The organism is Rhizobium azibense, from assembly GCF_004342325.1.
Lineage (GTDB): Bacteria > Pseudomonadota > Alphaproteobacteria > Rhizobiales > Rhizobiaceae > Rhizobium > Rhizobium etli_B.
The window spans coordinates 449,222-462,813 of record NZ_SMBJ01000004.1 but is presented as its reverse complement, the minus strand read 5'-3'; the positions used below and the strand labels follow the sequence as shown (position 1 = coordinate 462,813).

General features: G+C 58.4%; 14 protein-coding genes. 6 read left to right on the top strand and 8 right to left on the bottom strand.

What is annotated here, in order from left to right:
• Positions 1-14: 14 nt before the first annotated feature.
• Entirely contained in the window at positions 15-530 is a 516-nt protein-coding gene (gene fabA / locus EV130_RS12730) for a 3-hydroxyacyl-[acyl-carrier-protein] dehydratase FabA (protein ID WP_027510463.1), read from the bottom strand.
• 297 nt (positions 531-827) lie between these two features.
• Here fabA and irrA point away from each other — a divergent pair, with 297 nt between their 5' ends.
• Positions 828-1,244 (top strand): iron response transcriptional regulator IrrA, encoded by a 417-nt coding sequence (gene irrA, locus EV130_RS12725; RefSeq protein ID WP_074059765.1) that lies wholly within the window; start codon positions 828-830, stop codon positions 1,242-1,244.
• A 4-nt stretch (positions 1,245-1,248) separates the two neighbouring features.
• Here the strand turns inward: irrA and EV130_RS12720 are convergent, their stop codons facing one another.
• The gene (locus tag EV130_RS12720) at positions 1,249-1,884 is read right to left on the bottom strand and encodes a trimeric intracellular cation channel family protein (protein WP_074059766.1); all 636 of its coding nucleotides are present in this window, start codon (positions 1,882-1,884) and stop codon (positions 1,249-1,251) included.
• 119 nt (positions 1,885-2,003) lie between these two features.
• Between EV130_RS12720 and EV130_RS12715 the strand changes: the two genes are divergently transcribed.
• Positions 2,004-2,471 (top strand): hypothetical protein, encoded by a 468-nt coding sequence (locus EV130_RS12715; RefSeq protein WP_074059767.1) that lies wholly within the window; start codon positions 2,004-2,006, stop codon positions 2,469-2,471.
• A 4-nt stretch (positions 2,472-2,475) separates the two neighbouring features.
• On the opposite strand, the gene EV130_RS12710 is transcribed toward EV130_RS12715, so the two are convergent.
• Entirely contained in the window at positions 2,476-3,264 is a 789-nt protein-coding gene (locus EV130_RS12710) for a YdcF family protein (RefSeq protein ID WP_074059768.1), read from the bottom strand.
• A gap of 342 nt (positions 3,265-3,606) precedes the next feature.
• Here EV130_RS12710 and EV130_RS12705 point away from each other — a divergent pair, with 342 nt between their 5' ends.
• Entirely contained in the window at positions 3,607-4,410 is an 804-nt protein-coding gene (locus EV130_RS12705) for a helix-turn-helix domain-containing protein (RefSeq protein ID WP_074059769.1), read from the top strand.
• On the opposite strand, the gene EV130_RS12700 is transcribed toward EV130_RS12705, so the two are convergent.
• A complete protein-coding gene (locus tag EV130_RS12700) occupies positions 4,407-4,625 on the bottom strand; it encodes a hypothetical protein (RefSeq protein WP_074059770.1) in 219 nt (72 codons plus the stop codon). The two genes, EV130_RS12705 and EV130_RS12700, sit on opposite strands and share 4 nt — an antisense overlap.
• Positions 4,626-5,027: 402 nt before the next feature.
• Here EV130_RS12700 and EV130_RS12695 point away from each other — a divergent pair, with 402 nt between their 5' ends.
• Together EV130_RS12695 and EV130_RS12690 are read left to right on the top strand one after the other, a co-directional pair.
• Positions 5,028-6,071: a SagB/ThcOx family dehydrogenase gene (locus EV130_RS12695; protein WP_074063002.1), complete on the top strand. Its 1,044-nt coding sequence runs from the start codon at positions 5,028-5,030 to the stop codon at positions 6,069-6,071.
• Between the two features lie 103 nt (positions 6,072-6,174).
• Entirely contained in the window at positions 6,175-6,531 is a 357-nt protein-coding gene (locus tag EV130_RS12690; protein WP_022713250.1) for a helix-turn-helix domain-containing protein, read from the top strand.
• An 80-nt stretch (positions 6,532-6,611) separates the two neighbouring features.
• On the opposite strand, the gene EV130_RS12685 is transcribed toward EV130_RS12690, so the two are convergent.
• The 4 genes from EV130_RS12685 to EV130_RS12670 all read right to left on the bottom strand — a co-directional run bounded on the left by EV130_RS12685 (position 6,612) and on the right by EV130_RS12670 (position 12,893).
• A complete protein-coding gene (locus EV130_RS12685; protein WP_074059771.1) occupies positions 6,612-6,818 on the bottom strand; it encodes a hypothetical protein in 207 nt (68 codons plus the stop codon).
• 377 nt (positions 6,819-7,195) lie between these two features.
• Positions 7,196-8,338, bottom strand: a complete 1,143-nt coding sequence (gene dnaJ, locus EV130_RS12680) for a molecular chaperone DnaJ (protein WP_074059772.1) — start codon at positions 8,336-8,338, stop codon at positions 7,196-7,198.
• Positions 8,339-8,416: 78 nt separating this feature from the next.
• Complete coding sequence (dnaK, locus tag EV130_RS12675) at positions 8,417-10,327, bottom strand: molecular chaperone DnaK (protein WP_074059773.1); 1,911 nt, start codon at positions 10,325-10,327, stop codon at positions 8,417-8,419.
• Between the two features lie 280 nt (positions 10,328-10,607).
• Positions 10,608-12,893: a transglycosylase domain-containing protein gene (locus EV130_RS12670; RefSeq protein ID WP_074059774.1), complete on the bottom strand. Its 2,286-nt coding sequence runs from the start codon at positions 12,891-12,893 to the stop codon at positions 10,608-10,610.
• Positions 12,894-13,126: 233 nt separating this feature from the next.
• Here EV130_RS12670 and EV130_RS12665 point away from each other — a divergent pair, with 233 nt between their 5' ends.
• On the top strand, positions 13,127-13,309 hold the full coding sequence (locus EV130_RS12665; protein WP_074059775.1) for a hypothetical protein: 183 nt from the start codon (positions 13,127-13,129) through the stop codon (positions 13,307-13,309).
• Positions 13,310-13,592: the final 283 nt, after the last annotated feature.

Below are 13,592 nucleotides of genomic sequence, written 5' to 3'. Positions count from 1 at the left end.
TCCGCCCGGTACAGTCAGGCAGCCTTTTCCTGGAAAAGGCCGACGCGCAAATCGGTAGCCTTGTAGATGACCTCACCGTCGGCCTTCATCCAGCCATCGGCGATGCCGAGAACGAGACGGCCGCGCATGACGCGCTTGAAGTCGATGCCGTATTCGACAAGCTTTGTCTTCGGCGTCACCATGCCGGTGAACTTCACCTCGCCGGTAGAGATTGCCCGGCCCTTGCCAGGCTCGCCGAGCCAGCCGAGGAAGAAGCCGGTCAGCTGCCACATTGCGTCGAGGCCGAGGCAGCCAGGCATCACGGGATCGCCCATGAAGTGGCAGGGGAAGAACCACAGGTCCGGCGTGATGTCGAATTCGGCGCGAATGAAACCCTTGCCATGCGGTCCACCATCTTCGGAAATCTGCGTAATGCGATTGAACATCAGCATCGGCGGCAGCGGCAGCTGCGCGTTACCCGGGCCGAACATTTCACCGCGGCCGCAGGTCAAAATTTCCTCATAGGTGAAGCTGGATTGTTTCGTCGTCATCAAAATTCTGTTTCCCCCGCACGTGTCGATGGAGTGAGTGTTTAGTCCAAGTTCGAAGGAAAATGAAGCATAAGCATGACTAGTTCTACCTCGCCCTTGAACCGACTTGTCGCCTTATTTGGTGGTCGCATACAGGAAGGCCAAGGCCCCGGCCAGACCCAAATGCGTCAAAAGCCCGATTTTCCGGCGTTTCGGGGGGCATTGTCCCCATTGGAACTATTGAAAGGCTTCCTCGCAGAAGATATATGGCTTAGGAAACCTGATTGATTTACGCTAGAATACCGGAGTTCTTTCCTTATGGCGGCTGCAGCCCCAATCGCAATCGAAGCCAGACTGCGCAGCGCCGGCCTGCGACCGACGCGTCAGCGCGTTGCGCTCGGCGATCTGCTTTTTGCGAAGGGCGACCGGCATCTGACGGTCGAGGAGCTGCACGAGGAAGCGGTCAGCGCCGGCGTTCCGGTTTCTCTGGCGACCGTCTACAACACGCTGCACCAGTTTACCGAAGCCGGCATGATCCGTGTTCTCGCCGTCGAGAGTGCCAAGACCTATTTTGACACCAACGTCTCCGATCATCATCACTTCTTTGTCGAAGGCGACAATGAAGTGCTGGACATTCCGGTCAGCAACCTGACGATCGGCAATCTGCCGGAGCCGCCGCACGGCATGGAAATTGCCCATGTCGACGTTGTAATCCGCCTGCGCCCGAAGCGCTGAATTTTCACATGACATCGTCAGGGTGGCGACCGGGCCTGTGCCGATAGGTCGGGAATGTCCATCCGAACCATAATGCGCCGCCGCGTACGGCGAAGGCGGCGACAACGCCAAGTGTGGATGCGCCATAAAGCGGCAGGCCGAGTTCGGTTGCACCGGTAAAGATTGCCGCACCGAAAAGCGCTGCTGTGATGTAGATTTCCGGCCTCAGGAGCACGGAAGGCTCGTTAGCCATCAGATCGCGCAACACGCCCCCGAAGGTCGCTGTCAATGTCCCTGTCACGATTGCGATCGTCGGTGAGCCTGTCGCAGCAAGTCCCTTTGCCGCACCCATGACGCAATAGGCGGAAAGCCCCACTGCATCGAGCCAGATCAGCAGCCGGTAGCGCGACTCCACGAGATGGGCGGTGAAGAAAACCAAGATGCCTACCAGACAGCAGATGACGATATAGGCTGGGTTCAGCACCCAGAACACAGGCACGCGGCCAAGCACGATATCGCGGACCGTGCCGCCGCCGGTGCCTGTTACCATCGCGAAGAACAGGAAGCCGATGAGGTCGAGCTGCTTGCGCGAGGCGGCCAGGGCGCCTGTCGCGGCAAAGAGTGCGATGCCAGCATAATCGAGATAGACGAGCAGAGACATTGATTGGCCCCCAGAGCCGGCAGACGATGCTGAACTGAATCACGGCGGCAAGGGCGGCGCAAGGCGGATCGTCCAGAATGCGCACCTGTCAGTCTCCTACCCGACAAAAGAGGAAAGCCGTGAAAGCGCTTCTCATCGTCCTGAACCTCATAGCCCTCCTTGTGGCTTGGCCCGCCTGTGCGCAGCAATCGCTGATCTCGGATCCGGAAATCTACGAGAAGAAGCATTTCACCAAGCAATGTGCGAAGGCCGAATTTTCTGACGTTTACGTCACGCGCCAGGACATCAACAATGACGGCCTTGTCGACGCCGTGGTCAATGAGGGCGAATTGACCTGCGACGGAAAAAAGGGGCCCCAGTGCAACGACGATGGCTGCACCTATAATTTCTACCTGCAGGTGGCCGAGGGCGGCTATTTCATGATCGCGACGGCGCAGATTTACGGCTACGACTTCATCAAGCGCTTCGGCAATATGGTGCTCGCCATGAAGATGCATCCGCGCTTCTGCGATCGCACCGACGGCGGTCCCTGCATCGTAACGGCGCGCGTTCGCGGCACCAAGTTTGTTACCATTTCAAAGAAATAGTGGTTCAGCCTGGATAGAGATCTGACGTTCGTCCGGCCAAGTAATAGCCGACGAGGCCGAACCATTCGCGCACGGAGGTCGCCATGTTGTGGGCATTGAGGCTCGGTTGCGTGAAGTCGATGCCCAGCGCCACATGACCGTCCGTCCGGTAATCGGTCGGCCACGGCACGACATCGATGCCCTGTTTGCGGAAAATGCCGACCGAACGCGGCATGTGATAGCCGGATGTGATCATCAGGCAATTCGAAAGTCCCTGGCTTGCAAGCAGTTCCTTGGTATTGATCGCATTTTCGAAGGTCGTGCGGGATGTTCTGTCTTCGACAAGCCGTTCGCGCGCAATCCCGAAAAGCGGAAAGAAGCGCGCCGAGGCGGCTGCATCGCCTTCATAGTTTCCAGAAATCGAGCCATCTCCACCGGAAATCAGGATACGCGATTGTGGATATTGCCGCGCCAGCCGCAACGCTTCGATAAAACGGTCGGCGCCGGCATTGAACTCGATTCCCTGGCTGGTCGTATTCACTTCATTTTCAAAGGCGCCGCCGAGAACGATCATGCATTGCAAGCTATCCGGATCTCGGTCCGGCTTTGGAAAACGCAACTCCAGATCCTGGAGCAGGTAATTGCCTGTTGTGGTGAAGAGGATGACGAAAAGCAGCAGTGTTGCGAGCGCCGAGAAAAGCGCGGCGAGCCTCCTGAAGCCGAGAACGACGGCAAGGAATGCAAAGAGAATTAGAAAGAACACCAGCGAAAGCGGCTGGCCGAAGACCCAGACTAACTTCGAGAACAGAAACACCGGTACCCCCTGTCAGAACCAGCCGCATTCTATCCGATTCGATTATGACGGGAATGACGGACGCATGGCGCGATCGAAAGCTCTTATTGGAGCGGCGTTCTCGCATAGACCCTTTTCCTCTCGGCTGTTGGGTCATGCCGGTTGTCCGGCGCATCACTTCATTCGTCGTTGAATACAAAAGAAAAGGACTACCGGCAGACCACCAGGCCTGCCGGTACTGCGTATCGTCCCCCAGCTCGGGCTTACTCGGATCACCCCCGAATTTGTCTTGCCGCCCGTTTGTGTTCCGTCTTTCGAGCCGCTAGTTTGGGGCCGACTCATCTCCTGGAAGCCATCGCGGACATGTCTGCACTTGAGAATTTCGCCGAAAACCTGCGGCGCCTCTGCCTCGCCAAGGCAGGCAGCATCAGCGCTGCCGCGCGCGGCATGCAAATCGGCCGCTCGCAGATTGAATCCTATCTTCAGGCACGGCGCGCACCGGGCCGGGCTTCTGTAAAGAAGATCTGCGAATATCTCGCTGTAACCGAGGAAGAGATGTACCAGCGGCCGGTTGCGGTCGATTTGGACCACGGTCGTCCATCGGCTCAGCGCATCCTCTCGGCTGCGCGGGATGCACTGGAACCGCTCCTCTTTGCCGATCCTTCCGCCGGTATCGCACCGGGCATTTATCATGCCTACATGTCGATCCCTGGTACGCCGGAGAGCCTGCTTTGTGCCGTTGTTGTAATTGCCAAGCAGGGAAACGCCACGACGTTTAGGCGCCTCACCAATCGAGCGATCAAGAAGGGCGAATATTGGTCCCGCTTCACCGGCGATCACAAAGGCATCGTGGTCGAGCGGCTCAACTGCCTTTCCTTCGTCGCGGCCAATCAGATTGGTACGCAAGAGCCGACGCTGATGCGTCTTCGGTGGCTGCCATTCTCCGAGAAGCTGCTCGGAGGGCACGCCATGATTTTCACGCCGGCTGGACCGTCCTTCAGCGCCGTTGTGATGGTGCCGCTGAGCACGAAGATCAACCTCAGAACGGCGCTGCGCCTCGCGAAAGTCTACCGAACGGCCGATGAGGCCGTTCCGCGGATCGTGCGGGACATGATTACCCAGCAGCGTGCCGATTTCATCTCTTCGGTCGCACGCGACCTCGGTTAGTTGAGCGACAACCCGGCTTCATGGGTCGTGGGTGCGTGATCGACGTTGACGCGGTGCGCCTCGATCAGCGCCATAGACAATAGGTAGGTCAGCATCGGCTGCCGGGCGCTGCGGCTTTGCGCGATCAGCGTGTTCAGCATGTCGATCGTATAGTCACAGACCCCATCATCCAAAATCAGCGTTTGTTCGGCTTGTGCAGTCTTTTTATGGGCCATCGTGCTTTCTCCGGCGGCTTGTCGAGTTCATTCGCGCATTATGATTGGCATAATTCACATTTTTCGGCTAGATATTTCTGTATAAATACAAATATAACGATTTTAATTCAGAAATTTGCGATTTTTGACTTAAATTGAAGCAATGCGACACTATGATGTATCAAACTAATATTTGTGAATTAATCGAATATTTGCGGTTGGCGTCTCATTGTTCGGGCTGCGATCAACACCGATTGCTTTCGAACCGAGGAGATGGAGCATGCAGAAGAAGAGCAAGCCGAACCTTAAGGTTACCGCAGCCAAGGCCAAGCCTACCTTTGTCAGGCGCGGCATGATGTTCCGTATCGATTAAGCAATGAGATGCCTGCCGGACGAATGAGTTGCGGCGGGCATTTTCCTGCGATGCGCTATCGTTCCTCCCGCACGCTCGTCTTCCATAATGATGGCGCCGAGTTCGTCGCCTGCAATTTCCTCACCAAGGCTGTCTTCGAGTGCAGCCCGGACCTTTTGGATTTCTTGCGCGCCATTGCCGAGTGGAGTGACCGCGCCGCAATCCGCGATCAAGCGCCCGGTCACAGCGAGGACGAACTCGATGAAACGCTTGTGGCGCTTGTCGAGATGTCTGCACTGGTCGTCGAGGGATCAGAACTTCAAATGCGGGAGGACGCCTTTTGTCAACATTGGAAGTGGGGCCTTCCCGCCGCCCTGATGCATTTTTGCGTTCAGGACCCCGATTACATGTCCCTCGACGAGGCCGAAGATCTGCAGCGCGCTGCGCTCGCAAGCGATGGCGATATCGAGCTTTACAGCCTGAATTCGGGGCAAGGCGATGTCGTTTCGCTATCGGGCCGACCCTTTGGGAATTCTTTGCTGGAACTGATGGCGAGGCGGCGGACTCAACGCAAAGGTCTTGCGAAGGCCGTGTCATTGCCCGCGCTCTCGGAAGCGCTCTTTGCGGGTCTTGGGATCACCGGCGCTGCGCAAAATTCCGTGGTGACGCTGCCGCTGTCGATGACACCGTCTGGGGGGGCGCGCAATCCTTATGAAGCCTATGTTTTTGTGAAGGCGGTCGACGGGCTATCGCCAGGCATTTATCACTATTCGGCCTTCGAGCATTCGCTGGCTAAGATATCGGACGCTACGCCCCCTCTTGCCGATCTTGTGGGCGGCCAGGAATGGGCCGATACCATGCCCTGCATGATCGTGCTTGTTGCCCATATGGACCGCAGCATGTGGAAATACAGCGATGCCAATGCCTACCGCGTGGTTTTGATCGAGGCTGGGCACATTGGGCAAAACATCATGCTTTCGGCGACGGCGCACGGCATGACGGCTTGCCCAACCGCAGCTCTGAGCCATTCGCGGATCGGCGAACTGGTTGGTCTGCGCAATCCTGCTCATGCGCCGATCTACGCACTGACGCTCGGTTTTCCTGACGTAACGTAAAGCCCAAAAAAAGTCGGTTGAATTTTGCAACTATCGGGTTGAGTTCTGCTCAAGAACCGGCATAGTATCGTTATAAATTCATTAATAAATGAGGGAATGCTAGGTGCCGGATCCCGTAGATATCCTCGTCGGTCGCAATGTCAGACAGCTCCGCGCCCGCCGCCGTGTCTCGCAACTGGAACTGGGGGAAGCCCTTGGACTGACGTTCCAGCAAATTCAGAAATACGAAAAGGGCACCAACCGGGTCTCCGCCAGCAAGTTGCACCAGATCGCGGTCTTTCTTGGCGTTGAGATCTCCGCACTCTTTGAAGGCGCGGAAACCTCGCAATTTCCGTCAAAAGTTGCGTTGAGCCCCGAGGCTTATGAGCTGGCTGTCAATTACGACAGGCTCCACTCACCTGCGGGCAAAGAAGCGGTCAAGACTATTCTGACGCTGATGAGCGCTGAAAAAGCTGCCTGACGCGCCAATAGCGGCGCCATAACAGAGAACATCCCGGTACCTTATGCCCGCCGCAGGCGGGTTTCTTTTGTCCCGGGGTTCTAATGAAGATCGCGCTCGTGAAGCGCTACAAGCAAGTCGTCCTGAGTGTGGTGCCCGGCATGATAAAGGTCGATTGCGATGCTGGCGATCGAGAGGCCCTGCTGGCTGCGAAGCTTGATGTTGCGCTCGGCGCACCAAGCATAAATTGCCCCGGCGAGGACGTCGACGTCATCCGGCTGAAAGGACAGGGAGGCTGCTGCCGTCATGGAAGTGACCTTCAATTGGTTTGTTCCCCAGAGTTATGCGGCTAGTAGTGATGCCATTTCAGCAGGTTGCAAGCGGCTTCCGCAGCCTGCGTTAACGCAGGACGTATCGCCGGCCCTCTCTGTATCGAATTGGAACAGAAATGGGCGGCTTTACGGAGCGGCTCTGAAGACGTGTGGTTTTGAGACATGCCCCTGTGGCGGTTGGCGCGCGTTGGCCCGTGGCTTCCGGGTCGTCCGCCAGAGGCCACCGTGATAGGCTAAGTTGTGCCCGTTCCCGGCTCCGATGACGCCAGCCCGGGCGGGCTCCTTTCCGGCATGAAAAAAAGCCGGGATTAAAACCCCGGCTTTCGACTCGTCTAATGTTTGCCCGCCAGTCGCTATCCCTCGAAGAATTCCTTCATGCGCGCAAAGAATCCTGTCGATTCCGGATTGTTCTCCTTCGAGGAAAGCTGCTCGAACTCCTGGAGAAGCTCGCGCTGCCGCTTAGAGAGCTTTTGTGGCGTTTCGATCTGGATCTGGATGTAGAGGTCGCCCGTCTGGCTGGAACGCAGCACCGGCATGCCTTTGCCTTTGAGGCGGAACTGCTTGCCGGCCTGCGTGCCTTCTGGAACGGAGACGCGCGACTTCGTGCCGTCGAGCGTCCCCACATCGAAAGTGCCGCCGAGTGCTGCCGTCGTCATCGAGATTGGAACGGCGCAATAGAGGTCGGCTCCGTCGCGCTGATAGAATTCATGCGGCTTCACAGACAGGAAGATATAGAGATCGCCCGCCGGTCCGCCGCGCATGCCAGCCTCGCCTTCGCCCTGCAAGCGGATGCGCGTGCCGTCTTCGATGCCAGCTGGAATATTGACCGAGAGCGAACGCTCTTCCGTCACCCGGCCCTGGCCATGGCACTTCGGGCATGGATCGGGAATGATCTGGCCGCGGCCATGGCAGGTCGGGCAGGTTCGTTCGATCGAGAAGAAGCCCTGCGCCGCGCGAACGCGGCCGGAGCCCTGACAGGTGCCGCAGGTTTTCGGTTGCGTGCCGGGCTTGGCGCCCGAACCCGAGCACATATCGCAGGTGATCGAGGTTGGAACGCGGATCTGCGCCGTCTTGCCGGAGAAAGCCTCTTCCAGCGAAATTTCCATATTGTAACGGAGGTCGGCACCACGCTCGCGTCCGCCGGATGAGCGCTGCCGTCCCCGGCCACCACCCATCATCTCGCCGAATATGTCTTCGAAGATGTCGGAGAAACCGCCGCCACCGGCAAAGCCCGCACCGCCGCCGAAGCCGCCAGCACCCATGCCGCCATGCTCGAAGGCTGCGTGACCATAACGGTCGTAGGCCGCTCGCTTCTGCGGGTCCTTCAGCGTTTCATAGGCTTCGTTGATTTCTTTGAACTTGATTTCGGCGCTCTTATCGTCCGGATTCTTGTCCGGATGATATTTCATTGCCAGTTTGCGGAAGGCGCTTTTCAGCTCTTTTTCATCCGCCGTTTTGGCGACGCCCAGAGTTTCGTAAAAGTCCGCTTTTGCCAATTTAAACCCCGGAAATGGATTTCCGGCTGCCCTCGGGCAGCCGGATTGCAGTGTTTAGCATAACCGCTTCGCCGCGGATTATGCGGACTTCTTGCGGTCGTCGTCCTTGACTTCTTCGTAGTCGGCATCAACGACATTGTCATCACCTGCCGACGCATCTGCCGTGCCGGTTTCCGCCTGCTGGGCTTCGTAGATCGCCTGACCGAGCTTCATGGATACTTCCATGAGGGTCTGCGTCTTCGCCTTGATGTCCTCGGCATCCGGTTCGGTTGCCTCAGCTGCAGACTTCAGAGCCGCAATCGCGTCGGAGATCGCGGTGCGGTCGGTCTCGGAAACCTTGTCACCGTAATCCTTCAGCGATTTTTCCGTCGAGTGTACCAGGCTTTCGGCCTGGTTCTTGGCCTCCACGGTTTCGCGGCGCTTCTTGTCTTCAGCAGCATGCGATTCGGCATCCTTGACCATCTTTTCGATGTCGGCGTCCGAGAGGCCGCCGGAAGCCTGGATGCGGATCTGCTGTTCCTTGCCGGTACCCTTGTCCTTGGCCGAAACCTGCACGATGCCATTCGCGTCGATATCGAAGGTAACTTCAATCTGCGGAACGCCGCGCGGGGCCGGCGGCAGACCGACGAGGTCGAACTGGCCGAGCAGCTTGTTGTCGGCAGCCATTTCGCGCTCGCCCTGCGAAACACGGATGGTGACGGCCTGCTGGTTGTCATCGGCAGTCGAGAAAGTCTGCGACTTCTTGGTCGGGATCGTCGTGTTGCGCTCGATCAGACGGGTGAAGACGCCGCCGAGAGTTTCGATGCCCAGCGACAGAGGCGTCACGTCGAGCAGCAGAACGTCCTTGACGTCGCCCTGCAGAACGCCGGCCTGGATGGCAGCGCCGAGCGCAACGACTTCGTCCGGATTGACGCCCTTGTGCGGCTCCTTGCCGAACAGTTGCTTGACGACTTCTTGAACCTTCGGCATGCGGCTCATACCACCGACGAGAACGACTTCATCGATCTCGGCCGGGGTGACGCCGGCATCCTTGAGGGCTGCCTTGCAAGGCGCAATCGTGCGCTGCACGAGATCGTCGACTAGGCTTTCAAGCTTGGCACGCGTCAGCTTCAGCGTGAGGTGCTTCGGGCCGGAAGCGTCAGCCGTGATGAACGGCAGGTTGATTTCGGTCTGCTGCGAGGACGAGAGCTCGATCTTGGCCTTTTCGGCAGCCTCCTTCAGACGCTGCAGCGCGAGCTTGTCGTTCTTGAGATTGATGCCGTTGTCCTTCTTGAACTCGGCAACGAGGTATTCGACGAGACGCATGTCGAAGTCTTCACCGCCGAGGAAGGTGTCCCCGTTGGTGGACTTCACTTCGAAGACGCCGTCGCCGATCTCGAGGATCGAAATATCGAAGGTACCGCCGCCAAGGTCGTAGACGGCAATCGTCTTGCCTTCCTTTTTGTCAAGCCCGTAAGCAAGGGCCGCTGCGGTTGGTTCGTTGATGATGCGCAGAACCTCAAGACCCGCAATCTTGCCGGCATCCTTGGTCGCCTGGCGCTGTGCGTCGTTGAAATATGCCGGAACCGTGATGACGGCCTTCTCGACCTTTTCACCGAGGTAGGCTTCAGCTGTTTCCTTCATCTTCTGAAGGATCATTGCGGAAACCTGCGCGGGCGAATAGCCCTTGCCATTGGCTTCGACCCAAGCATCGCCATTGTCGCCCCTCGAGATGCTGAAGGGAACAAGACCCTTGTCCTTCTCGACGGTCGGATCTTCGTAGCGGCGGCCGATCAGGCGCTTGACGGCAAAGAGGGTATTCGTCGGATTGGTGACTGCCTGGCGTTTTGCCGGCTGGCCGACAAGGCGTTCGCCGTCGTCGGTAAATGCTACCATGGAAGGAGTCGTGCGCGCGCCTTCCGCGTTCTCAATGACCTTCGCGTCCTTGCCGTCCATGACAGCGACGCAGGAATTTGTCGTTCCGAGGTCGATACCAATTACTTTTGCCATGTCATTTACTCCTTGAAGCAAGCTGTCGGAACCCCGAGAAGGCATTTCCCTGACAGCCCCTTACGGGATGTGGGTCTTCGGAATTAACGCAATCGTGATTGCGGTGATGCGGCGTATATAAGGAGCGGTTTTCTTGACTGCAAGGCGAGAATGAGCCCGAAAACCAGCAAAACGAACGTCTTGTATTCACTTTCTACAGTGGGCGAAAAAAGTCCGCCTTTGGTTCGCGTCTCCTCGGACGTGTCAAAGCCGGCTTGCGCCGGGCAAGAGGCGGCTGCGCTCATTGGCCCATGATCAGGTCAAGCAGCGTTGTGCGGCGCGGCTGGACGGAGGAGGTGGCCGCAGGGCTGCCGACATCTCCCGGTGGAATAGGCCCTCCCGGGACGGCTACGGCCTGTTGTTGCTGACCGGGGGCAGGTGGAAACGATGTTTCCACCTGCGTGCTGCTCCCACCGCCGAAAACGCCGGAAATGATGCCGCCGATCGTTGTCGGCTGCTCCTGCATCGGCTGCGGTGCACCCTGCGCCATCGGGCGATTGCCGAATCCATCGGGGTCCGCAATGAACTGGCCGTTGCCGAAAAGCGGAGCGGGAGAAAGACCCTTGTGCGCGGCAATCATGAATTCCTGCCATGCCTTGGCGGGCAGGCCGCCGCCGGTAACCTTCTTCATCGGCGTGCCGTCGTCGTTGCCGAACCAGACGCCGGTCGTCAGATTGCTGGTGAAGCCGACGAAGAGTGCATCGCGCGAATTCTGCGTCGTGCCCGTCTTGCCGGCCGCCTGCCAGCCGGGAATCTTGGCGCTTTTGCCCGTGCCAGTCTCGATCGTGCCCATCATCATGGCATTCATGTTGGCGGCGACCGTTTCAGAAACAACGCGCGGCGGGTTGTCATAGGTGTTCTCATAAAGAACCTTGCCCTCGGCAGTCGCCACCCGGCGGATCACATGCGGGGTTGCCTTGTAGCCGCCGTTCATGAAGGCCGCGTAGGAAGCGGTGAGTTCCATGAGCGACACTTCAGATGTGCCAAGCGCGATCGAGGCATTCGGCTGCAGCTCGGTCTCGATGCCAAGCCGGTGCGCAAGCTTGATGACCTGCTCCGGCCCGTCATACATGACGAGCTGGGCGGCGACGGTATTCAACGACTTCGCAAGCGCAGTCGCGAGCGTCACGTCGCCATTGTATTTCTTTTCGTAGTTTTCAGGCGTCCAGTTGCCGATGCGGATTGGGGCGTCGTTGAAGACGGAATAGGGCGTCAGGCCCTTTTCGAGTGCGGCGGCATAAACGAAAGGTTTGAATGAGGAACCCGGCTGGCGCTTCGCCTTGACCGCCCGGTTGAACTGGCTTTCGGCATAATCCCTGCCGCCGACAAGTGCCCGGATCGCACCGGTCCCGTCGATCGACACGAGGGCAGCCTGGGACGCATCGAGCTTTGCGCCGTCCTTGCCCAGAATGTCGTTGAGTGACTGCTCGGCCTTCTTTTCCAGCCCCTTGTCGATCGTCGTATCGACGATCAGGTCCTCTTTCACCTCGCCGACCAGCCCCGACAGCTCGTCCATGACCATGTCGGCTACATATTGACCAGCGCCCGACCAGTAGCTCTTCGCTTTGGACGGCGTCTGCGTCATTGCCGTCTTCACCTCGTTGTCGGTGATATAGCCCTGGTCGCGCATGGCCTGCAGTACGACCTGGGCGCGGGCGTTTGCGGCGTCTGGATCGCGCGCCGGAGACAGGCGTGACGGCGCCTTGACGAGGCCGGCGAGCAGAGCTGCTTCCCCGAGGTTCACGTCACGCGCGGACTTGTTGAAATAGCGGCGGGCGGCGGCCTCGACGCCGTAGGCATTCGAACCGTAGAAGACCCGGTTCAGATACATCGCAAGGATCTGATCTTTAGTATATTTCTGCTCAAGCCAGAAGGAGAGCAGCACTTCCTGTACCTTGCGCTCCAGAGTGCGTTCCGGCGAGAGGAAGAGGTTCTTCGCGAGCTGCTGCGTCAGCGTCGAGCCACCTTGAATCGGCTGGCCCGTCAGGTTGTTGACGACGGCCCGGGCAAGCCCCATTGGGTCAACGCCGAAATGCGAGTAAAATCGCTTGTCTTCTATCGCGATGATCGCTTCGGGGATGTAGGGCGACATCTGATCGAGCGACAGCGCCTCGCCGCCGGTTGCGCCACGATTGGCGATCACGCTGCCATCGACAGATGTGATCTTGACGTTCGGCGGGCGGTCAGGGATTGCCCAGGTGCTGGCGCTCGGCATGCGCGATCCGTAGTAAAAAACCAGCCCAGCTGCGCCGATGCCGGCCCAGATACCGAAAACGATGCACCAGTAGACCATGCGTCGGATGAAGCTAAAGAGACCGCCATCCTGGCGTTCCGGCAACCCGCGTTTGCTGCGCCTTTTCCTGTCGGGTGCGCCGCTTCGTGTCGCGTCCAAGGAAGGACGTTTGGTTCCGCGTCGACCCGCGATACGATCATCGTCATCCAGCGAAAAGTCGTCGTCCTCTTCATAGCGGCTGCGGCCGCTGAAGGTCGGTTCGATTCTATCGCGTGATCTGCCCCTAGCTGCCATCGTGGACCGGCCGCACCCCATATGTCGCATGCGCTGTCTGCGCAATCATCCGGGTGGACTTTAAATACGGCGATTTAAGGGGTGGTTAAGAGCGCCGCAAGCGGATCTGGCAGCGCTTCAGCCCGCCGTTTTGCGCATGGCTGCCATTCGTTGCGCTTGTCACGAAACTGACATATATCGCGCCACCTTGCGCCCAAGAAAAAAGCAACAAGCATAATAGCTAGGCATTTGATATGAGCATTGACCTTAAGAGAATAGACGAGACCTGTCTTCGCGAGATCTGGAACATCCATGAGTTTGCCCGGCAGCATCGGCTGGGCAAGATGGAGGAAAGTCGCCTGAAAATGCTGCACGGTCCGTTTGCGGAGATGCGCGAATTGGTGGCAGGCTTAGATCGCAAGGCGTCCGTTTGGTAATTTGGAACCTTTAGCTGTCCCGACAGTTTCCTTTGTAGCGGGACAGCCCTCAAGTCCCGTTATGGATCGGTCGTCTCCCCTCAACACGGCCGATCGAAATCAGGCCCGGCGCCTCCCTCATGGAGCGTCGGGCTTTTTCTATGCAGCCTGTCGCAAAAAAAAGGGCGGCATCTCTGCCGCCCCGGGAGCACATTAGTTCCGGCAACCCGGATCGCTCGGTTCGCAGGCGCGCCGCTGCGGCCTGCGGCGGTCATTGTCACCACCGCTGCGGTTGCGATTGTCG